The sequence below is a fragment of the Planococcus salinarum genome (assembly GCF_007004625.1).
GTDB lineage: Bacteria > Bacillota > Bacilli > Bacillales_A > Planococcaceae > Planococcus > Planococcus salinarum.
The window spans coordinates 1-23,124 of the sequence record NZ_VIFV01000003.1; the positions used below are offsets into that span (position 1 = coordinate 1).

The following is a 23,124-nucleotide window of genomic DNA, read 5'->3' on the forward strand; positions in this document are numbered from 1 at the left end:
ATCCGTGTTAAGATGGGTGTAGGTCATTCGTGGTCACTCCTATGTTTTTCTTTGGTCGGAAAATACATTTAGAGTGTACCACGAATGGCTTTTTCAGTTGTCTAGCTTAATTTTACAATCGGCGTATTATAAAAAGTTTACACCCCCATAAAACGGGTAGAACGAGCGAATCATTATAATAGGAGATATTGTTCATGCTTTTCATTTTTTCTGAATCTCGGTACAATCATTAGTATTGAGAAAAAATGAAAAGAGGTGAACCGCATGTTGCTTTCTGTCCTGACCGGCTATTTTGGCCGCGGCAATAAGAACAATGCTGAAAATTTGGCCTTACAAGCCCAGAATGGCGATACAGACGCAATGGAGGACTTGCTTCTGTCCTATTCCCCTTTTATGAAGAAGACGGCAGGGCAGGTATGCAAGAGGTTCATCGATGACCACGATGAGGAATTCAGTATTGCGATGTCGGCTTTCCATGAAGCGGTCAATGGATTTAATGAAGAACAAAACGCTTCTTTTCTGACATTTGCCCATATGGTGATCCGTCGGAGAATCATTGATTTTATCCGAAAGGAAAGCCGCCGGAACGAATTTCCCCATGATTTCCATGGTCTCGCAGAAGAGGATGGCTACCGGAGCGGCATTGATGCATCAGCTTCAGTTAAATATTATTCTGAGCAGCAGAACGCTGCCGCCCGCAAAGAAGAAATTGCTGAATACGAACGGATTCTCTCGGATTACGGAATGACTTTTCAGGACTTGGTAAAAGTTTCTCCGTCACATGAAGATGCCCGGTCAACCGCGGTGCAGATAGCGCAATTGGTAGCCGAAACAGAAGAATATTGTCAATTTCTCCAAAACAAAAAGAAACTGCCCGTTAAAGAGATAGAACAGCTGGTTGAAGTTTCGAGAAAAACGATTGAACGCAATAGAAAATACATAATTGCGGTTGCGTTGTTGATGATGAGCGATTTGCATCATTTGAAGGAATATTTAAAGGAGCGGTTGCGCTGATGAGAATGCTAAAAGGGCTGTGTATCGAACTGAATGAAGATTATTCTGTTTTCATCGGACCAAATGGGGAATTTGTCCATGGAACACCTGCCCGGATCACCGCCGTAGGTGAAGAAAGCTATTTTTATCCAAAGCAGGAAGTGCCGTTGAAAAAACGGAAAGCGATGAATCCGGTATGGGCGCCGATTATGGCTGCTGCAGCAGTGGCGGTGCTGTTTCTTTCTGTACTGTTGCCGAGGCAGGAAGCGTTTGCTTATGTCCAGGTCCAGGTCAACCCCGGCATTGAACTGGGAATTGATGAAACCTACGAAGTGATATCCATGCGAGAGTTGAACGAAGATGGCCGGGAAGTGATCGGAGAGCTGGGAGAATGGAAGCATCATCCGCTCGAGGAAATTCTTGATGAAGTCATTGGTTTAGCGATGGAAGAAACCACAGACGAAATTGTAATCACAACGGTTGCCGACGACGAAGATGCAATTGCGGACGAAGCAGTGGTGAATTCAGTAATGGCAATTTCAGCCAAAGTTATGGCTGGAAATGTCACGGTCAAACTGAAAGAAGCTTCCAGAACACAATGGAGAACGTCAGTCGAAAAGAATGTGCCTGTCGGGCAATTGATCAGCGATTCGAAAAGTATAAAAAACAACAAGCCCGAAGAGCAGACAATTAAAAAGCCGGCAGAAAAACCGTTGAAAGCAAAAGAGAAAAAGGCTACTGACGATCAGCCAAAGAAAAATGAGTCCCAATCAGAAGAACAAGTGCCGAAAAAAGAACAGAAAACACCAGTAAACAAAGAGAAAACTGTACCGACAGGGCAAGAGAAACGCCAGGAAACTCCGGAAGCCGAAAATGGGAAACTTCTACCGTCAGGCCAGGACAAGCGCACAGAAGTACAAGGCCAGAAGAAGAAGGATGAAGACAGCATTGAATCCGATAAGCCTGAGCCGAAAAAAGCTGAGGCTCAAAAGGAGAAAGAAGTGGCTCCCGCCCCGCAAAAAAAGAAGGATGAAACCGGTGGAAGTAAAGAAAAAGCCGAAGGCAAAGATGATTCTTCTCCAGCAAAAAGCATCAAAGATCAACCTAAGCCGGGAATTGCGGGGCCCCAAAATTCCGCAGGAAAAAAGGGTTCCAAATAAATTGATACAGCAGACAACCCCGGGGACAGTGGCAATGAAACGTATCGATGAGGTAAAATAAGGGGAATGATAGGATAAAACAGCAGAAGCATCTTTTCTGCTGTTTTTTGAATGGAAACAGAAGAATTTCCGATTTCTCTTTCTTTTTTCAAATACTTTACTTAGAATAGGTAGATAACCGAAGTCGAAAGGATTTCCAACATATGAATAAATCATTTCAAAAACTCCGTAATTTAACACCTGCACAGGCAATTGCTGCTTATTATTTCGCCGCTATCAGCATCTCTTTCCTGTTGTTGCGGCTGCCTGGCGTTCATCAGGAAGGGGTCAATATACCACTTATTGACACCCTGTTCACTGCTATCAGCGCTGTCAGCGTAACAGGGCTGACGGTCATCAATATTTCAGAAACTTATTCGGTTTTTGGAATTATCCTTATTATGTTCATCCTGCAGCTTGGAGGCATCGGAATCATGTCGATCGGGACCTTTTTCTGGTTGTTGATCGGCAAACGGATAGGCCTCCGCGAGCGCCAGTTGATTATGGTCGACCACAATCAACTCAGCATGTCAGGAGTAGTCAAACTGATCCGCAATATCATTTCGATCCTGCTGCTGATTGAACTGATCGGTGCCATCATTCTTACTTTGCACTTTACGCAATACTACGATACGTTCAGTGAAGCCTTGCTGCAGGGAGTTTTTGCCTCTGTCACAGCAACAACAAACGGCGGTTTTGATATTACCGGCGCATCGCTGGTGCCTTATTTCAATGATTATTTTGTTCAGGTAGTGAATATGATGCTGATTATCCTGGGCGCAATTGGTTTCCCGGTGCTGATTGAATTGAAGGAGTTTTTATCCAATAAGGACAAAACATTCCGGTTTTCACTTTTCACCAAAATTACAGTCAGTACCTTCGGAATTCTGCTGGCAATCGGTACGTTGGGGATTTTGGCTCTCGAATCCTTCAAGGCTTTCAAGGGCATGACCTGGCACGAAACGCTTTTTGCCGCAACTTTCCATTCGGTATCGTCACGATCCGGTGGTCTTGTGACATTCGATATCACACAATTCGATGAGGCTACAAATGTATTCATCAGTGTTCTGATGTTCATTGGAGCGTCACCAAGCTCCGCAGGAGGCGGCATCCGGACAACGACTTTGGCCATAGCGTTCCTGTTTCTCATTAACTTTGCCCGAAGCAGAAACACAATACAGATTTTCAAACGGGAAATCCAACTGGTTGATGTTTTCCGTTCTTATGCTGTAATCATTCTGGCGATATTCATGGTCATTGTTTCAACGATGATCCTGTTCATCACAGAACCGGAAGCATCAGCAATTGAAATCATTTTCGAGATAACCAGTGCCTTTGGAACCTGTGGCATGTCGCTGGGCATCACTGATGATCTGTCTTCCGTGGGCAAGGTGACAGTTATGGTTCTCATGTTCATAGGCCGGGTCGGCTTGATCTCCTTCCTGTTTACCATCGGCGGCAAAATGGACCCAACAAAATTCCATTATCCGAAAGAGCGCGTCATCATTGGATAATCATCCAATAAGCCCGAAGGATGCCATTTTCTTGGAAAAGGGCTATAATTTATTTTATAGCGGTTACTAAGTGGAAAAGAGTGGATGAAATGAATGAAGAAATAAGGAGATCCTTAAAATTGTTTATCGTGATGTCACGCGCCCATAAGGCGATTACGGAGCAGGCCAACCAATTTTTCCAGGCGAACGGCGTCAATCCGACTGAATTTGCAGTACTCGAATTGCTTTACCATAAAGGCAAACAGCCGCTTCAAAAAATTGGCGGAAAGATCCTGTTGGCCAGCGGATCAATCACTTACGTAATCGATAAACTGGAAAAACGGGGATATATTACGAGAGTCAACTGCCCGTCAGACCGTCGTGTGACTTATGCCGAAATTTCGGAAGAAGGCAAGGAATTCATGGCGCGTATTTTTCCTGAACACGAGAAGAACCTTCACGAACTGACAAGCTCCCTGTCAGCAGAAGAAAAAGACCAGGCAATCGAATTGATGAAAAAGCTGGGGCTTTCCATTAAAGACTTGTCGTATTGAACAATTGAAAAAACGGCTTTCCTGAAATATCAGGAAAGCCGTTTTTCTTATTTGTGGGTTGGAACGATCGTTTTGCCCATATTCAGAAATTCTTCTGTAACACTTGCATCGGTAAGATCAAAAATAGTGAGTTTGACTACCAGGCCGTCTTTCTCAAATGCAACTCCTGTAACTTTCCCATTTTCAGTAGGAATTTCATAGACGGAAGAATTTTTGAATTCAGCCCCATCCAATGCCGGTAATTCCGTCAGTTCGGCATTTTCATTGGAGGCCTGGACTGTTTGCTGAATCGATTCTTCAGCAAACGCAAAATCTGCCTCATCAGGTTTGAAAGTTTCAATGCGCATGAACAATGCATCGTTTTCCGTTGAATAGACGACATCTTTATTCGGCTCTTCTGCTGTCAGTTCGTAAGCAGGCAATAGATAAAGTTCGTATGATTGCGAATCGCTGACAGTCAAAGTTCCTTCATTCACTGCAGGGTTGTCTTCGGCAGGTTGCTCAGCAGGTTCTTCACTGTCTTCACTTGCTCCAGCCGGGTCTGTATCCTGTTCAGTACTTTCATCCTGTTCAGCTTCTTCTTCGGTGCCTTCTTCTATAGTGGAGGTGTCATTCTGTTCTCCTACGGTTTCAGTAGGCGTTTCTTCAGTTGTCACTTCAGACGTTTCGTCCGTTCCGCAAGCTGCCACTAAGCCGCTGACAGCCAAAACGGATGCTGCCAAAAATAATTTTTTATTCATAATAAATTCACTCCCTTTGTAAAGTAGACGCTTGAACATGAAAATCGTTTCACTATTATTTTCAAAAAGGGAAAATAATAAATATTAAGACCATCAGCACTAAATGCGCGATGATAAGCAACGGCATGCTTTTTGTCTTTTCGTAAAGATAACCAAGAATCAATCCGACTGCCGTACCTGCGAATACTCCCGGCCAAAAACCTGCCAGCCATAATGTGAAGCCGAATAAAACGGCTGCAAGGGGGATGGCAATGGAAACCGGGATGTATTGCTTCAGTTGCTGCTGAACAAATCCTCTCCAGAACAATTCCTCGCCAGGCACGACGATAAACATCAATAACAGCAAGTGCCAGACGGATTCGGGAGTGAAAATCGACAGGAATTCAGCAGTGGCACTGGCCGATCCGACACCCAGCGCCTGCAGTAAGTAGTATCCCGCAAACAGCACAGCATACATGGCGACAGCCGCAGCTATTCCATACGCGAATGACTTGAGTGTGCGCATTTCATCCATGATTTCACTGTAAACGATGGCAGCCGACATCAGGATTAACAGCGCGAAGGTATACATATACCAAAACACAGAGATATCCTGGAATGCCAAGTGGTAGAGGCCATATGCAATCGGGAGCATGAATACAAGTTTGTGGTTCTTTAAAAAGCGCATTGTTAATTATCCTCCTATAATGTAAAAGGCAAGTTTTGCCGTTTTATGGTAAAAGAATGAATGTCCATAAACAATGCTTGCTGTATAATAAATGGAAGAGCCTGTCTGGGCTCCGGCAAACTCTTTGTCCGATATGTATTATAGCAGACTTGAAGGACTGGAAATATTGTTAAAGGAGATTTGGTAAATGACAGATTACAATGAATTATTAGATCGGTTAAAATCAGGAGAAATCGAGTCGATTACGGTCGAAAAAGATGAATTTCTTTCATTCCGCACCGTATTGATCGCACGTGAGGATTTCAAGCATTTTCGTGGAGAAGCGTTCCATCACGGAAAAACCATTTACAAATATACAGAAGAACCGAGCAAATAAGTAAACTATAGAAGTTGAACAAAAGGAGGGTGCTTTACAGATCGCTTCGGCGCTTTGAACAAAGGCGAAGATAATAAAAAGGGGTGCGTTGAATGGGGAATTTGAGAGAAGTAAAAGAACATTTGAATCATTTGGTCGTGGGGCGCGAAAAAGAAATCGATTTTATGTTGATTGCATTGATCCAGCAGGGACATGTATTGCTCGAAAGTGTCCCGGGTTCAGGAAAAACCTGGATGGCGAAAGCATTCGCCGGTTCGTTCAATGGATTGTTCCGCAGACTGCAATTCACACCTGACGTTCTGCCTTCCGATGTGACGGGAATCCGTTTCTTCAATCCGAAAAATCAGGAATTTGAGTTGCGGCCGGGAGCGGTGATGGCCAATATACTACTGGCGGATGAAATCAACCGGGCAACGCCCAGAACGCAATCGAGCCTTTTGGAATCGATGGAGGAAAAACAGGCGACCATCGATGGTGAAACCCTGCAGTTGCCACGGCCTTTCATGGTTATTGCCACTCAAAACCCGGTTGAATCCCAACAGGGAACTTTTCCGCTGCCGGCTGCCCAATTGGACCGGTTCCTATTCCGTTTGGAAATCGGCTACCCTGATTACGACGAAGAAATGGCGATTATCCGAAATTTCAGAGACAATGTATCGCACAAAAAAGAAATCCTGAACATCGCATCAATTGAAGATGTTGCTGCCTGGTCGGAAGGCGCGGGACGCGTCAGTGTACACGAAGATATCGAGAAGTATATCCTCAATCTGGTGCGGGCAACGCGCGAGCATCCGTCAATCGAATTGGGACTCAGTTCCAGAGCAGCACTTGCATTGGTTCATGCCGCTCAGGGCAGAGCCTATTTGGAAGGACGTGATTTTGTCACGCCTGATGACGTCAAATATATACTGGCACCAGTCGCCGTCCACCGCCTCCTGCTGACTGTGGAAGGGATGCTGGTCCACGAACCGGAAGCATTGCTCGAAGACATATCCGCTTCCGTGGCATCACCGGTCGAGGCCTATTGAAATGGACTGGATCCGCCATGATTATGGAATAAAAAACACAAAATGGGCACTCAGTTTCCTTGTCGTTCTTTTTTTTATGGCTATGGTGTTCCTCCAATTTGCGGCAGCAGCATTGACGGCATTCATCGCTGTTATCGTGCTGCTTCAATTGGCTTATTTCGCAAAAATGGGGGATAAGCTCATCTTTAAAAACACTAAAGTCAGAAAACGGGTTTTGAATGGAGGGAATTCTGATTGGGAATTGGCTTTTGAAAACAACGGGCTGCCGATTTGGGGAGGCAACCTTAAAATCTGGTTTGTTGATTCGGTTTTGCCGGCCGGACAGGAAACGGGCAATTACACGGAACTTGTCGAGATGGATATTCCTTTTACCGTCGGGCGTAAAGAGACCATCGTATTGAAAGTCCCGATCACCGGCAACCGGAGGGGCCTGGCACGCATCAAAAAGATGGAGCTGTCGATTCCTCACCCTTTTGGCCATGGCAGCCTGTTGCTTGAATATGGCGCTATGGTGCTGCAGGAGCATCTTGTGTACCCGAAACTGCGCAAGTACCAATTTCGTTATGCACCGTCCAAACAAAAACCCGGTCAATTCAATTTGCGCCATTCACTGTTCGAAGATCCATTCCAGCCGATCGGCACACGCGATTACGTATCGACTGACCAGTTTAATCAGATTCACTGGAAAGCGAGCGCAAGGCTGCAGACCTACCAGACAAAGGTTTTCAACCATGTGGCAAATGAAGCGATGCTGTTTGTGCTCAATGTCGCGGACCGCTACGCGGCGATATCAAATCTGGAAGAACGAATCGAAGAACTGGCATCGTATATTGAAAATTGCTTTTCAGAAAGTGTCCCCTATGCCATCGCAATTAATGTCCGCTCTGCGGGCAAGATGCCATATCTTTATCTGCCGCCGGGGGAAGGAAGCCGTCAGAGACAGAATGCGCTGGAACTGCTTTCCGTCATTTCGAAAAACAATTCCACAATGCCTTTTAATTCAATGATTGCGCATCTGGATCTGCATACGGAATTGCCTTACACGACGTATCTGTTGACGGACAATATTGAAAGCATCCGCAGCTACATCTCCAAATGGAGCAGAAAAACGGAATTAAAAATATTGCGCAATGACGTGGGGAGGGGGATTGCATGACCGCAAGATTCTCATCTGCCTCCGCTTACTTGCTTGACGCCTTTTTGATTGCGTTCGTTCTGCTGTTCATAGACGGTGGAACGGATATTCCACTGGTTGTTCTTTGGATGGCGCTGAGCTTTATCACAGGCTCGGTGGCCATGCTCATCAGTTGGCGAAAGCCTTATAATCCAACACCCGTGCTATTGGCGGCTGCTTTGGTCATGGCCTTATCATTGGTTGCTGGAGCTTCGGTCGGCACTTTTCTCGCTTTCACCATCATTTCTCTTTACAGGCTGCATGCGAGATTTTCGGAAATTGAAGACGGCAACAGCGGGGAAAGCAGTTTTTTGGTGCTATTTCTGCTTGGCTTCACCATTGCCCTAATACTGAGCATCTTCAACCCGCTCGGAACTTCCAGTACACTTTTGCTGCCTGTGGCTGCCGGAGCAATAATCTTCTATACGGTATCGCGCATATCCTATCGATTTCTGAACGCCCGTCGGGATGGCGCAAAGTTATGGCAGGCGCTGGCTGCAGCGGGGGGGATAACCCTCCTTTCCGCAGGAACAGCTTTTCTGGTCTATGCAGTTGCAGAAGAAACCCGTCTGCTTGCAGGATCCCTGCTGGGAGGTATTCTTGCTGTAGTCCTATGGCCATTTGCAGGAATCCTCAGCTGGCTGGTGAATATGATTAATGGCATGACCAGTGAGGAAGAGATGTTGAGCAATCGCGATAATATGGAAGAAGCGCTGGAACAGCCTGAAATGCTTCCTTCTTCAGGTGGGGCGGAATTCGACTACACAATCGTTGCCGGCATCGCGGTGGTGTTGCTGGTGGTTGCAGGAATTCTCCTGATGCGCAAGATCAAGCCGGATCTCGGACAACCGAAAGAGGAACCAGTGGCAGAAATCAGCCGCTCTGCAGCAGTTACCGAGGTCGAGCAGGACATCAAACCGAATCACAATTACGATATGATTGATATCCATGAAATCCGCAGAGCTTTCCGGGAATTTGAAGTGGAAGCAATCGCTGCAGAAAAAGGGCGCCTGCCGCACGAGACCCTGCGGGAGTGGGCACAGCGGCAGGACCTGGCGATATCTGCAGGCTTTTTCCATACTTACGATAAGGTGCGGTACAGCACAGGCCATCTGGCGGAAAATGAAGCTTTGCCATTCCTGGAAGAACTGGACCAAATAAAAAGAAATCTTTTCAAGGAAAAGGTTTAAACTTATATACATCGGGGCATACTAATAAAGAACACAGCAACATTCTCATTTCCCCCTTTTGTGGTCGGTCCAGTAACCTGGATCGGCTTCTTTTTTTTTGTTTTTTTTATCCTGTCTCCAGCAGCCCAGTTCTTCGGGTCATAAATCAGCCCAGCTGCTGTAGGATAAAGGCTGCTCCTGTCTCTGCATCGCTACGCTGCTTCGTCGCAAAGAGATGGGCCCATAATGGGCCATCTCTTCGCAGTCGCTTTTCTATTGTCCAGACTCCAGCGGCCCAGCCCCTCGAGTCGCTTCGGTCTTGTGTCTGCATCGCTTCGCTAGCTTCGACACATGAAAAAGAGCTGCCAGCAATGGCAAAGGACGCCATTACTTACAAGCCCTCCAGCGCTTGTCGGAGCTTAACGGGCGTAGTCGCTTTTCTATTTGTCTAGACTCCTACGGCCCAGCTCTTCGGGTCATAAGCCACTTTGGCTGTGCAGCTGAAATGATGCCGCTTCGCCAAATCGTCTTATGCCTTTCAGAGCTTAACGGGCGTAGTCGCTTTTCTTTACTATATAGTGAATATACTGAAGATTTTTGCTAAACTGAAGATAGCTTGAAAAAGGAGGATACATATGAAGGTCGGTTTTATCGGTACAGGGGTTATGGGCAACAGCCTGGTCAAGCACTTGCTTGAAGAAGGACATGAAGTTTCCATTTATACACGGACAGCGTCGAAAGCCACGAATTTATTGGAGGCTGGAGCGTTATGGAAGGATTCGCCCAAATTGTTGGCAGCGGATGCAGAAGTGGTTTTTACAATGGTCGGCTATCCTTCAGACGTGGAAGAAATTTACTTTGGTGAGGAAGGCATTATTGAAAATGCAAAAGAAGGCGCAGTCCTTATCGATCTAACAACCTCGAAACCCGAACTGGCACGGGACATTTTTAAGGCCTCCCTCAAAAGAGGAGTATCCTCATTGGATGCACCGGTTTCAGGTGGAGATGTGGGAGCCCGAAGCGGTCTGCTGTCCATAATGGTGGGTGGAGAAGAAGCAACCTTCAAACAAATGCAGCCCCTATTGGATCTGTTCGGGGGCAATATTGTCCATCAGGGACCAGCAGGAGCCGGTCAGCACACAAAAATGTGCAACCAGATTATCATTGCTTCAAACATGATGGGAGTCAGCGAAGCGCTGATCTATGCGCTGAAAGCGGGACTCGATCCGGAAACCGTTCTTTTATCCATTTCTTCCGGGGCTGCGGGATCCTGGTCTCTGTCGAATCTGGCGCCGAAAATGATTTCCCGTAATTTCGAGCCTGGCTTCTATATAAAACATTTCATTAAAGACATGAGAATTGCAGCAGATGAAGCCGAAGTGATGGGACTGGACCTGCCGGCTTTGCATCTTTCGCTCAGCCTGTTTGAAAGTCTGGCGGAAAAGGGTTACGAAGACAAAGGAACCCAGGCCCTGATCGTTCAATATGAAGACAATAATTTCAAAGAGCCGAAGACTGTTTAGTCCACGGCTCTCTGCATCAATCGAAATATGATTTTTTTGGTGAATAAAACCTGTTCATTTCCGGTGGCTGATAGGATTTTGCAGGATTGGAAACTGCTTCATCCTTTTTGAGGGGCTGCAATCCGGTCAATTCACTTAAAATCTCTTTTGCAGACCGCAGGTTCATGCGGCTGGCAGGATTCCGGAACGTTTCATCCAGATGACCAAGATGTTCAAGGCTTTCAAAATCTTCTTTTTTCGGCAGCATATGGAAATAATAATTTCCGCATTTTACAAGCACAGAAGATTGCTGTTGACTTTTTCGGGGGTTTTTACTGAAGTGCAGCCCTATTTTTTGAGCGCGTTTCTGGAGAAGCATTTTATTTAATGCCTCTTTTTTCAAGGCATATAAATAATGATTGTCTGAAGCGGTTTTTGCGTGCCTGTTGACCGTGAAGATTGCCTGTGCAATTTCAGAATCCGTTTTGGAGTTAGACATTGTCTCATTCCTTTCATTTGTTATTTTATTCATAAAACATCTCCATTATATCAAAATTTTCTTGCAATGTGTATAACAAGTATCAGGGGTATTGATTCAGTTGAGGAAATAGGCGTAAATCACTGCTTTTCATCTCAAAAAGATTATATAAGCCGAAATAAAGGATTTGCATATAGAAGATACTTCGTTGCTGTTTTGCGGAATATCGCCTTCTGCATTTACTTATTTCAACATATAGAGAAAAAAGGAGGAACTGTAAATGTTCAAGGATCAAACAATTATTGTGACCGGCGGTTCGAGCGGGATGGGTTTTCATATGGCGGAAAAGTTTGCGTCAGAAGGGGCGAATGTCGTCATAACTGGCCGGGATATGGAAAAGTTGAACGAAGCTGTTAAAAAGATGGCAAACTCCAGAGGGCAAGTGGAAGTTTTCCAAATGGATGTTCGGGAACCTGAACATGCCAAGGCGATGGTAAAATTTGCCCATGAAAAATTCGGTCGCATCGATGGCCTTGTCAATAATGCAGCAGGGAACTTTATCGTTCACGCGGAAAAACTGTCCCCGAACGGCTGGAAGTCGGTAATCGATATTGTATTGAACGGTACATTTTTCTGTTCGCACGCTGTCGGAAATTACTGGATTGAAAATGGCACAAAAGGCAATATCCTGAATATGCTTGCCACTTATGCATGGAATGCAGGTGCAGGAGTTGCCCATTCGGCTGCAGCGAAAGCCGGCGTCATGTCCTTGACCCGCACACTCGCTGTCGAGTGGGGAACGCAATTTGGAATCCGTGTAAACGGCATTGCACCGGGGCCGATTGAACGGACAGGCGGAGCGGAAAAATTATGGGAGTCGGAAGGAGCGGCGAAACGTACGCTGGAGTCCATTCCACTCGGCCGCCTGGGCAAACCGGAAGAAATAGCAGAGTTGGCGGCTTTCATCATGTCGGATAAAGCTTCCTATATGAACGGAGAAATCGTCACTTTGGACGGTGGACAATGGCTGAACAAATTTCCTTTTTAAGTAAATAATCACTCTTTTAAATAGTTTCATGTTTTGCGATGTGGTATGATGAAATCGGAGTGATTAGCATCAGTTTCTGATGCAAAAGGAGTAGAGCCCATGATTTCATTACCAAGCAAAGACTTTCTTGAAACTCAGATAGAAGATTTTATTATTTCCTCTGAAAAGGTTGCACACGTTCAACTCGGCAATAGTGCAGAGCATGCATTGCTTGTTTTGACGAAAACGGGGTATTCGGCAATTCCCGTGCTGGATATGAAATACCGTTTCCAGGGACTGATCAACACCCAGCTCATCACAGAGTCCATACTGGGCCTGGATCATATTGAATATGAAAAATTACCGGAAATTAAAGTCCAGGATATTATGCAGACAGAGATTCCATTGATAAAGAGTAACGATCGTTTCCAAAAGGCATTGGACTTGCTCATTGACCAGAACTTCCTGTGTGTGGTTGATGAAGACGGTTTGTTCATGGGAATCCTGACAAGGCGCGTAGTGCTGAAGCAATTGAAAAAGCAGATTTATCAAATCAGAAATAGTCACTGACAGGAAGGCCTCAAAGCAAGAGGCCTTTTTTGTGTCATTCGAAAAGAGGGTATTTGAATATGAACACAACAAACCGTCCGCTGGTTCTGGCATCTGTAATGCTGGCAATGTTTGTGGGTGCCGTAGAGGCGACGATAGTTGCAACAGCAATGCCGAGCATTGCCGCAGATCTGGGAGGCTTTTCGAAATACAGCTGGGTTTTTTCAGCATATTTATTGATGACGACAGTGACTGTCCTGATTTATGGGAAGCTGTCGGATATTTTCGGCCGCAAACCAATTTTCACATTTGGCATAGTGCTGTTTCTTTTTGGATCATTGATGTGCGGACTGGCGTCTTCGATGGATCAGCTGATCATTTTCCGTCTCATTCAGGGAATGGGTGCCGGTGCCGTATTGCCGATTGCCACCACCATTGTGGGAGATATTTACTCGGCTGAAGAACGCGCGAAGATTCAGGGCTATCTCTCAAGCGTCTGGGGAATTTCGGCGGTATCAGGTCCCGCAATCGGTGGGATACTGGTCGCGACAGTCGGCTGGCAATATGTATTCTGGGTGAACATCCCCCTGGGAATAATGGCGCTTGCCGGTGTGCTGCTGTTTCTGAAAGAACCGAAGAGAAACGGCAAACAGTCAATCGATTATGCCGGGGCAATGCTGCTGACGACCGGTTTGGTCAGTCTTTTGTATCTGCTGGTTGAAGGAGGGGTCGGTTTTGACTGGCTTTCGGCTTCTGCCGGTATTCTCCTTGCAGTTGCTGCACTGTCTTTCACCTTATTCGTTATCGTCGAGCGCAGAGCAAAAGATCCCATTATGCCTTTCGATATATGGAAGAACCGGACAATTTTATACGCCAACCTGGTTTCGCTCGCCACTGGGATCATTCTGATTTCCGTTTCAAGTTACTTGCCGACATACGTAACCGGCGTCATGGAGCAGCCTGCAGCGATAGCCGGCTTCACTTTGACTGCCATGTCGATCGGTTGGCCGATTGCCGCCACTTTATCGGGACGGTTGTTGGTCAGGTTCGGATATTTCCGTACGTCTCTTGCCGGCGGCGCATTCCTGGTTGCCGGAGCATTAATGTTCGTTATCATGCGTCCGGAATCGGGACCGTGGTGGGCAGCTTTCTCAAGTTTTGTAATCGGTATTGGAATGGGATTGACGAGCACCGCCTTCATCGTTTCCATCCAAAGCGCGGTTAACTACGAAAAGCGCGGAGTGGCCACTGCATCAAACATGTTCATGCGGAATCTCGGCAGCACCATTGGCGTCGCGCTCCTGGGTACAGTCCTCAATACATCCCTGCTCAACTATTTCGCAAACAGCGATGAAGGCGAAGGGCATGATCTGGACTCCATCAATTCGCTTTTGACGGTTGAGAGCCGGGCGGACATGCCGGCAGAAACGCTGCACTATCTCCAAAATGGCTTATCGTTGGCGCTGCAGAACGTTTATGCGTTGATGGCGGTGTTTGCCGTTATCAGCCTGATGCTGATTTTCGGTCTCCCGCGGGATAAAGGAGTGAGAAAAAATGTCCAATGAAGAAATGATCATCAAAATTTTGGCAGAAGAGGGGAATATGCGAAAAGCTGCGGAACGCCTCTTTTTGTCTCAGCCGGCTTTGTCCCAGAGGCTGCAATCGATTGAGAAAGAATGGGGACAGCAATTATTCATCCGTTCCCAAAAAGGGTTAACACCGACACCGGCCGGGGAACTGGTCATCGCCTATTCGAACGAAATGCTTCAGCGCAAAGAGGAAATCTTTGAAGTGCTCCATACACTGACGTCCAAAGTGCACGGGACACTGAAGATAGCCTGTGCCTCAATTATCGGCCAGAATTGGCTGCCAAAAGTGCTGAAGGATTTTGTTACATTATATCCTCAGGCAAAAATCCAGCTGATTACCGGCTGGAGCTCAGAGATAACGAGAGCACTGTATGAAGGCGAGGCACACATCGGCATCGTCCGGGGCCATACGGACTGGAAAGGGAAAAAGATTCACCTCTTCCGGGATACGCTGTATCTGGTTGACAAAGAAATCGAATCATTGGACGAAGTGATGAAAACCGAGCGTCCGTTCATCCAGTTTAAAAGCGATTCCAATTATTATGAAGAAATTCAGCAATGGTGGCAGAAGCATTTCGCTTCCAATCCAAAGCGGCAAATTACAGTTGATCAAATCGAAACCTGTAAACAGATGGCCGTTAACGGCATCGGATACGCAATACTGCCCTCCATTACCTTGAACGGTACTGAAGACGTCAATACTGTCGCGTTGGCGAGCAATGCAGAAGAGCTTGAATTGACAAGAGATACATGGCTGATCGGTTATGATTCCGCATTCGAATTGCGGCAGGTTACTGCTTTTGTAGAAATTGTGCAAAAACATGCCGCTTTATTACGGTAGAGTGATGAATTTTCATGCTGTATCCGTTATAATTACACCATTAACTAATAGAAAGAGGTTTTAATCAATGAAACAAATGGATGCCAATGAAATCATCTCGTACATACAGAACGCGAAGAAATCGACACCTGTAAAAGTTTATGTAAAAGGACAGGGAGTTGCTGCATTAAATTATGGAGAGTCTGCCAAAGTATTTGGCGAAGGAAACCATGCGACAGTATTCGGCGAGTGGTCGGATCTTGAAGCAGCGCTGGAACAGCACAGCTCGGCGATAGAAGACTTTGTTGTCGAAAATGATCGACGCAATTCTGCAATTCCCTTGCTTGATATGAAAAACATCAACAGCCGCATCGAACCGGGAGCATTTATCCGTGAAAACGTCGAAATCGGCAACAATTGCATCATCATGATGGGCGCTGTCATCAATATCGGATCCGTTATCGGCGACGGCACAATGATCGACATGGGGGTTGTCATGGGTGGTCGTGCAACGGTTGGCAAGAATTGTCATATTGGTGCAGGAGCAGTACTGGCAGGCGTAATCGAGCCGGCATCAGCCACTCCGGTGATTGTGGAAGATAATGTAATGATCGGCGCCAATGCGGTCGTACTTGAAGGCGTGCGAATAGGCCAGGGCGCAGTTGTAGCCGCTGGTGCTATCGTCATCGAAGACGTCCCGGAAAATGCGGTCGTCGGTGGAACGCCAGCGCGTGTTTTAAAATTGATGGATGAAAAAACCCGTTCGAAAACGGAAATCAAACAAGAACTGCGTCAATTGTAAGTTGGCTCCCAATGGACCTTATTAAAATAAGAAGAGACTTGCACACTATGCCGGAAATCGGATTCCAGGAATTTAAAACACAGCAGTATCTCCTGGAGCGGATCCGGTCCATGCCGCAGGAAAGAATGGAAATAGCCGAATGGAAAACAGGTATTGCCGTAAAAGTACGCGGACAGAATGCCACCAAACTGATTGCGTGGCGCACGGATATTGATGGGCTTCCGATTGAAGAAGCGACCGGCCTGTCTTTCAGCTCGAACCGTAAGGGCTTCATGCATGCTTGCGGCCACGACATTCACATGGCCAATGCCCTCGGTTTGCTTGAGCAACTTATTGGAAATCCGATCCAACAGGATGTCCTGATCCTTTTTCAGCCGGCGGAAGAAGGGCCCGGTGGCGCTCTGCCATTCCGGGAATGGCTGAAAACCGAAAGGCCGGATCTTTGGCCGGATGAAATTTTCGCTATGCACATTGCTCCGGAACTGCCTGTCGGAACAGTAGCCACAAAACCCGGTTTACTGTTTGCCAATACTTCCGAACTTTTCATCGATCTCCATGGAAGGGGTGGCCATGCGGCGTTCCCGCACCTGACAGAAGACATGGCAGTTGCAGGTGCTTCACTGCTGATGCAGCTGCAGACGATTGTCAGCCGCAATATCAACCCGATGGATTCGGCAGTCCTGACCATCGGTAAATTTACGGCCGGCACGGTTCAGAACATCATCGCCGAAAATGCCCGGCTTGAAGGTACGATCCGGACATTGAACAACGAGTCGATGCTGAAGATGAAACAACGCATCGAAGCCCTCTGCAAAGCTGTTGAAATTGGCTCCAATTGCAGCATCTCCATCGATTATGGCGCTTCGTATTGCGAAGTTGACAATGACGGGGAATTGGCGGAGAAGTTTCTGGATTTTGCCGGTGTCGCTGAAGGCATCACTGCTGTCCGCGCGGATGCCGCAATGACAGGGGAAGATTTCGGCTATTTTACGGAACAGATTCCCGGATTGATGTTTTGGGCAGGAGTCGCTTCGGAATTCGGGCTCCATCATGCAAAATTGAATCCGGATGAAAAGATTCTGGAATTCATGCCCGGCTTCATCCATCATTTTTTCAGCCGATTATAGGAGCGGACAGCATAGCGCTGTCCGCTTTTTTCTGATATAAAGGAACTAATTTGCGGGTCAAGCGTACTAATCTATATAACTTGAATTAATAATCGAGGGCAGCCGGTGTTCCGCGAAACAGTTCAGCAGACATTAGCCGTCGCTTGGACGGCGAAATCTATGCGGCGAGCTTGCGCAGAAGCATAATTTTTGCCCACTGTCCAAAGCGCCGAAGCGGCATATTCATATTGATTCTTAAATTCAATTAATATAGGAGATAAGGAGGGACACTATGCACAAGCAATTTTCCATCGGTCTTATTATTTTTTCTGTATTCATTTTTTGCAATTTTCCAATGATTGCTTCAGCGGAGGCGGATATCACGATCGATGCGGAAGCCGGTTTTCAAAACAAGGTGAAATACAACAGAGGGGTGCCGGTACAGATTACAGCCTCGAACAACGGAACGGCATTTTCGGGTGATCTCGTCCTGGATTATTCGGAGAGCTATAACATAGGAGCCGGGCTCACCCTGCCGCTGGATCTGGCAGCAGGAGAGAGCAAGACCCTGCAGGTTTCACTGCCCGGAATGATGGATAACAGCTATTCGGGGGGTGTAAAGAACCAAACGATCTTCCTGTATGAGGATGGCTGGGAAGAGGGACGGTCCATCGACTTCCGTGGCAGCAAATCGCTGACGCCGAATTATTTTAACCCGGAAGTTTTGTTTATCGCTGCAATGACTGAAAATGCCGACCGATTGCGGGGGCTTGGTGAATTATTGCCTGTGGGGGGAGTAAAAGCTCAGGTTTTCCATTTTAATCAGCAAAGCGAAATGCAGTTGCCGGCGGATGCGTTGGCTTGGGATACATTGGATTATCTGATTATAGATGACTTTCCATACAGCGATCTTCCCGATGAGACGCAGCAGGCAGCATTGACCTGGCTCGAACAGGGAGGCAAAATTATTGTCGGTGCCGGCAGCAATCTGGAAGCCACGGTGGGCAATCTTTCTGATCTGCTTCCTCTTACACTCTCTTCTCCGTCAGAAAAAAGGGTGCCCGGACTGGAGAATCCAGTTGCCGTTTATCAGGCGAAAACGAACGATGGCGCCCGTTCAATGATTGAAGACGACGGCACCATTTTTGCTGCGAAACGGACGGTGGGAGCTGGTACGATCATGCAAACCGCTTTTTCACTCGGTGATGAGCCCGTCAGGTCGCAGCCCGGATATGATGAGCTTCTAATGAATTTGGTTACTGCCGAAGAGGCTGCCTCGTATTTTCAGCAGGATCAGTCGATCAAAGAAAGAATGTCTTATGAAATCGGCCTGGTCAATGAGTTGTTTGATAGCTTTGCCGTTTCAAAAACAGCGATGTTCTTCATCATCCTGCTCTATATCACTGTTGTAGTCCCGGTGCTCTATATCATTTTGGCGAAAAGGGAGAAAAGGGAATTTGCATGGCTTGCCATACCGGCCATTGCAATACTTGCTTCGCTTGGAATTTTTGCTGCTGGGGCAAAAGACAGGATTGCAAACCCTCAAATCCAGCAGACCGGTTTTTTTGAAGTGGACGGGGACGGTGGATTGAGCGGTTATTATATGAATACGCTTCTGTCGAATCGGAGCGGTGATTATCAGTTTTCAGCTCCTTCAACTACAACCATGACGGCGACGTCCGGAGACCAATTTACCGGCGGCAGCATGCACAGTAACGCCATTCTGGAGAATGGCTCCCAATCGAGTACGCTGACTGTGCGGGATATGCGCTATTGGTCTGTAGCCTCCATTATCGGTGAATCCTATATCAATGGCAGCGGCCAATTTGAAATCGATCTTGCTCTGGAAAACGGTAAATTGTCCGGTACTGTTCGGAACGCCTTCCCATTTGCGGTCCATGATACAGCCATTTGGACGGGAACGCGTCTCCTGTCACTTGGAGATTTTAACCCTGACGAAGAGAAGGAAATAACAGAAATGGTGCAGACGGACTTGATGCAGCCGATTTCTCCCATTGGCCAAACAATCGGTTCGCAGCCGATGGCAAGTGAAGAGGAACTGATCGAAGCAAGAAAACAAAGTGCACTGGCAATGTCTTACGAACATCTCGCCGAAAGTGCATCTTCTCCTTATATGATCGCCTATACAAATGATGCCATCATACCGGTAGCGCTGGAATCCGAGGAAGCCAGAGTGTCCGCTGTCCATCTGCTGGCGCAAAGTTTTGAGCCAAGCCTGAGCTTTGATGGTGAGGTGGTTATTGATTCGGATGACTTTATCATTGAAGTAAGAGCTGTAAATCCGCAAATCGCCGTTCAGGAATATCCGGATAATGCATACTTCTATGGCCTGGAACCCGGGGAATACCGTGTGCAATATCAATTGCCGAAAGCACTGGACGGCAGCAATGCTTCATGGACTAAGCTTGATATTCTGTCAACTGCTCCAGACTTGGATTTTTCGATTCTCCGCCCGGACACCGGCGAGTTTGAAACTTTGCCGAACGACTCTGCAGACTTGTCCGAAAACAGCGGCAGCTACATTTCAGAAGACGGCATCATTGAAATCAGGTTGAATAAAAATCAGCAGACCGGTTATTCGGAAGTGACGATACCCAAAATTGAACTGGAAGGGGAGGTGCAGCCATGATTGAAATAAAGGGATTGACGAAAAAATATGGTTCCTTTTATGCCCTGAAGGATTTGAACCTGAAAATTGAAGAAGGCACTGTTTTCGGGTTTGTTGGGGCAAATGGTGCAGGCAAATCCACGACATTTTCAATCTTGGCCACCCTTCTGCAACCAACAGCCGGGGAAGCCTGGATCAATGGCGTATCAATTTCGCAAAATCCTCATGAGGTGCGCAGGCAAATTGGCTATATGCCGGACTTTTTTGGCGTTTATGATCAATTGAGAGCAGAAGAATACCTCGATTTTTACGGTGCCAGTTACGGGTTGAACCCAAAGCAGCGAATGGAACTGATTCCGAAACTTCTCGAATTGGTGAATCTAACAAATAAGCGCTACGATTATGTCGATCTGCTGTCGAGGGGGATGAAACAGAGACTGTGCCTGGCCCGTGCGCTCATTCATAATCCGAGCGTATTGATTCTCGACGAGCCGGCTTCCGGACTGGATCCGCGCGCCCGCGTGGAAATGAGGGAAATCCTGCTGGAATTGAAGGCGATGGGAAAAACAATTCTGATTTCCTCCCACATCCTGCCAGAGCTCGCGGAAATGTGTGATACGCTCGGTGTCATCGATTCGGGTGAACTGATTGCGCATGGCTCTGTCCAGAGCATTCAGGAAAAGTTGCAGAATGAGAAAGTAATCCGTGTAAAAATCGCCGGACCGCTGAAAGTTGCTGTAACGTTCTTCGAAAACGATCCACAGGTGTCCCGTCTGACCCAAATCCAGGACCGGCAGATTGTCGAATTCCTGTATAAAGGGAACGATGAAGACCAACTGGATTTATTGCGTAATGCCATGGCAACGGGCTTGCCCATACTGGCGTTCTCAGAACAGGAAACCGATTTGGAAGATGTCTTCATGGAAATAACGAAAGGAGCTGAATCCCTATGAGAGAGCTCCTGGCAAACCCTGTACTGGTAAAGGAAATTAAATTACGGTTTCGCAATATGAAAAGCTTTACCGGCCTGTTTTTCTACCTGTTGGTCATGGGGATTTTCGTTTTTGGTTTTGTTTATCTGACCGGCTCGATTTCCGGCGGCGGTTTTTTCCGGCCGGAAGAAAGCTTTATCCTCTTCACTATGCTGAGCTTTATCCAATTGGGGCTGATCCTGTTTATCACCCCGGGACTCACCGCCGGCACGATCAGTACCGAGCGCGAAAAGCAGACATTGAACATCCTGTTGACCACTGCACAAAGCAGTTTCCAGATCATTTTCGGCAAACTGCTGTCGTCCATAGCTTTCCTGTTGCTGCTGCTCCTCTCAGGGTTGCCAATCTACAGTATGGTATTTTTGTATGGAGGCGTATCCCCGGGTCAGATGGCCGTGATTTTCCTGTTTTATTTTTTGACTTTATTGGCCATCGGCAGTTTGGGTGTCATGTATTCAACTGTGACTCGCCGTACGGTTGTTTCGATGATTGCGACTTTCAGCACGATGATTTTTCTGACAGCGGTCACCGGCTTTTTTCTGATTCTTACGGTGTCGCTTTCTTCAGTCGCAATGGGGACAGGAACTTCTCCGCTCAGTTATTTCTGGGCGAGCATTAATCCGGCAGTGGTTCTTATGTCTTTGCTGGAGCCAAGCTGGAATGATGAAATCAGCCGGATTACGGGGATTTCCCTGCCGCTGTGGGTCAGTTATTCCTTTTTTTACCTCCTTTTGTTCGCAGGTTCCCTGTGGCTTTCGGTGAGTAAGTTACGTGTGAATATGAATAAATACAGATAAGGAGCATGCCTTATGGACAGCCGGAAGACAGCAATTTTTATCAAAAAAGCGAATCGCCGCCTGAAACTGCAATACATGGCGAAAACGCTGCAAACTGCCCTGGGTCTTGGGTTGGCGGCAGCACTTTTGGTAACGGTGATTTCCAGGTTGTCCATTATTCCTTATTATGGATTTTATGCATATACTGCAGCTGCGCTAATGATTGCTGCCATATTACTTATGGGAATCCGAAAGCTGCCGCGCCGCGAGCAGGCAATCCGTGAACTGGACCATTTTACTCCGCACAATCGGTTGCTGACTCTATCACAAATACCGGGGGGCAGCCCATTGGCTGACGACCTGGCCACCCAGACCGAAAAGGAGATTCACCTGAGCTATCAATTGTTCCAAAAAGAGAACAACGACTGGTTGTCGGCGAAATGGCTGCTCTTATCCTTGGGGATCTCGATCGTATTGCTGATTTCGGGAATAGTTCCAGCTTCCACTCAACTGGCAGCCAAAGATCAGGAGCTGGAACAAGAATTGATAGAAGAAATAATTGAGACAGTGAAGAAACAGCAGGAACAGACCGAATCACCACTTGTTCAAAAAGAGCTCGAAAACCTGCGGGAAAAACTGAGCGGGAGCGAAACGCCCGAACAGGTGTTGCGTGAACTGGTGAAAAAACAAAAAGAATTAGCATTGAAACAGCAGCAAAAAGAGCAGGAAGGCACACAGCAGGCGAGTGAAGAAGCGAAACAATTGGAAGAAGCTTCCGATCAATTGGCTGAGCAGGCCGGCGACTCCCAGACTGCGTTAAGCGAAATGGGCAAACCGGTGGCGTTCGATTTACGGCAATCAATTGCCGCAAATGATAATTCCGGCGATCCGCAAGAATCCGGTGGAGGGGAACCGGAAAGCGCCGGCGATGAAGCCGGGAGCGAAGGAAGTGGTCAGCAAGGCAACGAAAGCAGGAGTGGAAATGATGCGACTGCCGTTGAAGATGGCTCTGCCGGGGAAGCGAGCGAAGGTACGTCCGGCGAAAATGGCACGGATGGCACCAGTGATGGGCAAGGACAAGGAGAAGGCGAAGGCGCTGATTCTTCGTCGGGCGGAGAAGCCACAGGAACAGGCAGCGGGCAAGAAACGGCCACTGGACCAGGAAACGGAGCGGGAAGTGGGCAAGGCACTCGGGAACTGCTCAGCATTCCCGACAGAATCGGGGGCAACGGAGATACGGCCGTTGACGGAGGTGAATTGTCGGAAGGAGAAACGGGCTCTTTCGAAGAAGGGGCGGTGGACGCGGAACGCGGTTCGGTACGTCCTTACCAGGAAGTCGTGGGATTCTACAGTGAGTCTTATTTTTCCAGTGCGGAACGCATGAAACTTCCGCCGGATCTCCAAAAAATAGTGGAACAGTATTTTTCGGCAATTGAAAGCGATTAACAGAAAGTGGGGAGA

Annotated in this window: 22 protein-coding genes; 19 read left to right on the plus strand and 3 right to left on the minus strand. The window is 47.1% G+C overall.

The genetic code is table 11. The annotated features are described in order from the left end of the window. Positions 1–264: 264 nt before the first annotated feature. The 4 genes from sigI (at position 265) to DIJ65_RS03750 (ending at position 4,239) form a co-directional block, all read left to right on the plus strand. On the plus strand, positions 265–1,014 hold the full coding sequence (sigI, locus tag DIJ65_RS03735; protein WP_117301585.1) for an RNA polymerase sigma-I factor: 750 nt from the start codon (positions 265–267) through the stop codon (positions 1,012–1,014). Beyond that, the gene (locus DIJ65_RS03740) at positions 1,014–2,153 is read left to right on the plus strand and encodes an anti-sigma-I factor RsgI family protein (RefSeq protein WP_117301583.1); all 1,140 of its coding nucleotides are present in this window, start codon (positions 1,014–1,016) and stop codon (positions 2,151–2,153) included. Before sigI ends, DIJ65_RS03740 begins: the two co-directional genes overlap by 1 nt. A gap of 203 nt (positions 2,154–2,356) precedes the next feature. Continuing rightward, entirely contained in the window at positions 2,357–3,706 is a 1,350-nt protein-coding gene (locus DIJ65_RS03745) for a TrkH family potassium uptake protein (protein WP_117301582.1), read from the plus strand. Between the two features lie 89 nt (positions 3,707–3,795). After that, on the plus strand, positions 3,796–4,239 hold the full coding sequence (locus DIJ65_RS03750; RefSeq protein WP_117301580.1) for a MarR family winged helix-turn-helix transcriptional regulator: 444 nt from the start codon (positions 3,796–3,798) through the stop codon (positions 4,237–4,239). A 47-nt stretch (positions 4,240–4,286) separates the two neighbouring features. On the opposite strand, the gene DIJ65_RS03755 is transcribed toward DIJ65_RS03750, so the two are convergent. Both DIJ65_RS03755 and DIJ65_RS03760 read right to left on the minus strand, forming a co-directional pair. Next, positions 4,287–4,979 (minus strand): hypothetical protein, encoded by a 693-nt coding sequence (locus DIJ65_RS03755; protein WP_117301578.1) that lies wholly within the window; start codon positions 4,977–4,979, stop codon positions 4,287–4,289. Between the two features lie 61 nt (positions 4,980–5,040). Then, positions 5,041–5,646 (minus strand): CPBP family intramembrane glutamic endopeptidase, encoded by a 606-nt coding sequence (locus DIJ65_RS03760; protein ID WP_117301577.1) that lies wholly within the window; start codon positions 5,644–5,646, stop codon positions 5,041–5,043. Between the two features lie 187 nt (positions 5,647–5,833). Here DIJ65_RS03760 and DIJ65_RS03765 point away from each other — a divergent pair, with 187 nt between their 5' ends. The 5 genes from DIJ65_RS03765 to DIJ65_RS03785 all read left to right on the plus strand — a co-directional run bounded on the left by DIJ65_RS03765 (position 5,834) and on the right by DIJ65_RS03785 (position 10,916). After that, entirely contained in the window at positions 5,834–6,022 is a 189-nt protein-coding gene (locus DIJ65_RS03765; protein ID WP_117301575.1) for a type 2 periplasmic-binding domain-containing protein, read from the plus strand. 92 nt (positions 6,023–6,114) lie between these two features. Then, positions 6,115–7,050, plus strand: a complete 936-nt coding sequence (locus DIJ65_RS03770) for an AAA family ATPase (protein WP_117301574.1) — start codon at positions 6,115–6,117, stop codon at positions 7,048–7,050. A 1-nt stretch (position 7,051) separates the two neighbouring features. After that, positions 7,052–8,206, plus strand: coding sequence for a DUF58 domain-containing protein (locus tag DIJ65_RS03775; RefSeq protein ID WP_117301572.1), 1,155 nt, complete (start codon positions 7,052–7,054; stop codon positions 8,204–8,206). Continuing rightward, a complete protein-coding gene (locus DIJ65_RS03780) occupies positions 8,203–9,414 on the plus strand; it encodes a death domain-containing protein (protein WP_117301571.1) in 1,212 nt (403 codons plus the stop codon). The genes DIJ65_RS03775 and DIJ65_RS03780 overlap by 4 nt, the downstream gene beginning before the upstream one ends. Before the next feature lie 614 nt (positions 9,415–10,028). Further along, complete coding sequence (locus DIJ65_RS03785) at positions 10,029–10,916, plus strand: NAD(P)-dependent oxidoreductase (protein WP_117301567.1); 888 nt, start codon at positions 10,029–10,031, stop codon at positions 10,914–10,916. Between the two features lie 16 nt (positions 10,917–10,932). On the opposite strand, the gene DIJ65_RS03790 is transcribed toward DIJ65_RS03785, so the two are convergent. Then, positions 10,933–11,394 carry a YkyB family protein gene (locus DIJ65_RS03790; RefSeq protein ID WP_117301591.1) on the minus strand — a complete coding sequence of 154 codons (462 nt, stop codon included), beginning with the start codon at positions 11,392–11,394 and terminating at the stop codon, positions 10,933–10,935. 259 nt (positions 11,395–11,653) lie between these two features. Here DIJ65_RS03790 and fadH point away from each other — a divergent pair, with 259 nt between their 5' ends. The 10 genes from fadH to DIJ65_RS03840 all read left to right on the plus strand — a co-directional run bounded on the left by fadH (position 11,654) and on the right by DIJ65_RS03840 (position 23,109). After that, a complete protein-coding gene (fadH, locus tag DIJ65_RS03795) occupies positions 11,654–12,421 on the plus strand; it encodes a 2,4-dienoyl-CoA reductase (protein WP_117301565.1) in 768 nt (255 codons plus the stop codon). 99 nt (positions 12,422–12,520) lie between these two features. After that, positions 12,521–12,970, plus strand: coding sequence for a cyclic-di-AMP-binding protein CbpB (gene cbpB, locus DIJ65_RS03800; protein ID WP_117301564.1), 450 nt, complete (start codon positions 12,521–12,523; stop codon positions 12,968–12,970). A gap of 59 nt (positions 12,971–13,029) precedes the next feature. Further along, positions 13,030–14,514, plus strand: a complete 1,485-nt coding sequence (locus DIJ65_RS03805) for an MDR family MFS transporter (RefSeq protein WP_117301562.1) — start codon at positions 13,030–13,032, stop codon at positions 14,512–14,514. Continuing rightward, positions 14,504–15,379, plus strand: coding sequence for a LysR family transcriptional regulator (locus DIJ65_RS03810; protein ID WP_117301561.1), 876 nt, complete (start codon positions 14,504–14,506; stop codon positions 15,377–15,379). Before DIJ65_RS03805 ends, DIJ65_RS03810 begins: the two co-directional genes overlap by 11 nt. Before the next feature lie 67 nt (positions 15,380–15,446). After that, positions 15,447–16,160: a 2,3,4,5-tetrahydropyridine-2,6-dicarboxylate N-acetyltransferase gene (gene dapD / locus DIJ65_RS03815; protein ID WP_117301559.1), complete on the plus strand. Its 714-nt coding sequence runs from the start codon at positions 15,447–15,449 to the stop codon at positions 16,158–16,160. Positions 16,161–16,171: 11 nt separating this feature from the next. After that, the gene (locus tag DIJ65_RS03820) at positions 16,172–17,287 is read left to right on the plus strand and encodes an N-acetyldiaminopimelate deacetylase (protein WP_117301558.1); all 1,116 of its coding nucleotides are present in this window, start codon (positions 16,172–16,174) and stop codon (positions 17,285–17,287) included. A gap of 271 nt (positions 17,288–17,558) precedes the next feature. Beyond that, positions 17,559–19,916: a hypothetical protein gene (locus DIJ65_RS03825; protein WP_117301556.1), complete on the plus strand. Its 2,358-nt coding sequence runs from the start codon at positions 17,559–17,561 to the stop codon at positions 19,914–19,916. Further along, positions 19,913–20,848, plus strand: a complete 936-nt coding sequence (locus DIJ65_RS03830) for an ABC transporter ATP-binding protein (protein WP_117301554.1) — start codon at positions 19,913–19,915, stop codon at positions 20,846–20,848. Before DIJ65_RS03825 ends, DIJ65_RS03830 begins: the two co-directional genes overlap by 4 nt. After that, positions 20,845–21,684 (plus strand): ABC transporter permease, encoded by an 840-nt coding sequence (locus DIJ65_RS03835; protein WP_117301552.1) that lies wholly within the window; start codon positions 20,845–20,847, stop codon positions 21,682–21,684. The genes DIJ65_RS03830 and DIJ65_RS03835 overlap by 4 nt, the downstream gene beginning before the upstream one ends. Before the next feature lie 12 nt (positions 21,685–21,696). Beyond that, positions 21,697–23,109 (plus strand): hypothetical protein, encoded by a 1,413-nt coding sequence (locus DIJ65_RS03840; protein ID WP_117301550.1) that lies wholly within the window; start codon positions 21,697–21,699, stop codon positions 23,107–23,109. The last annotated feature ends 15 nt before the right edge of the window (positions 23,110–23,124 follow it).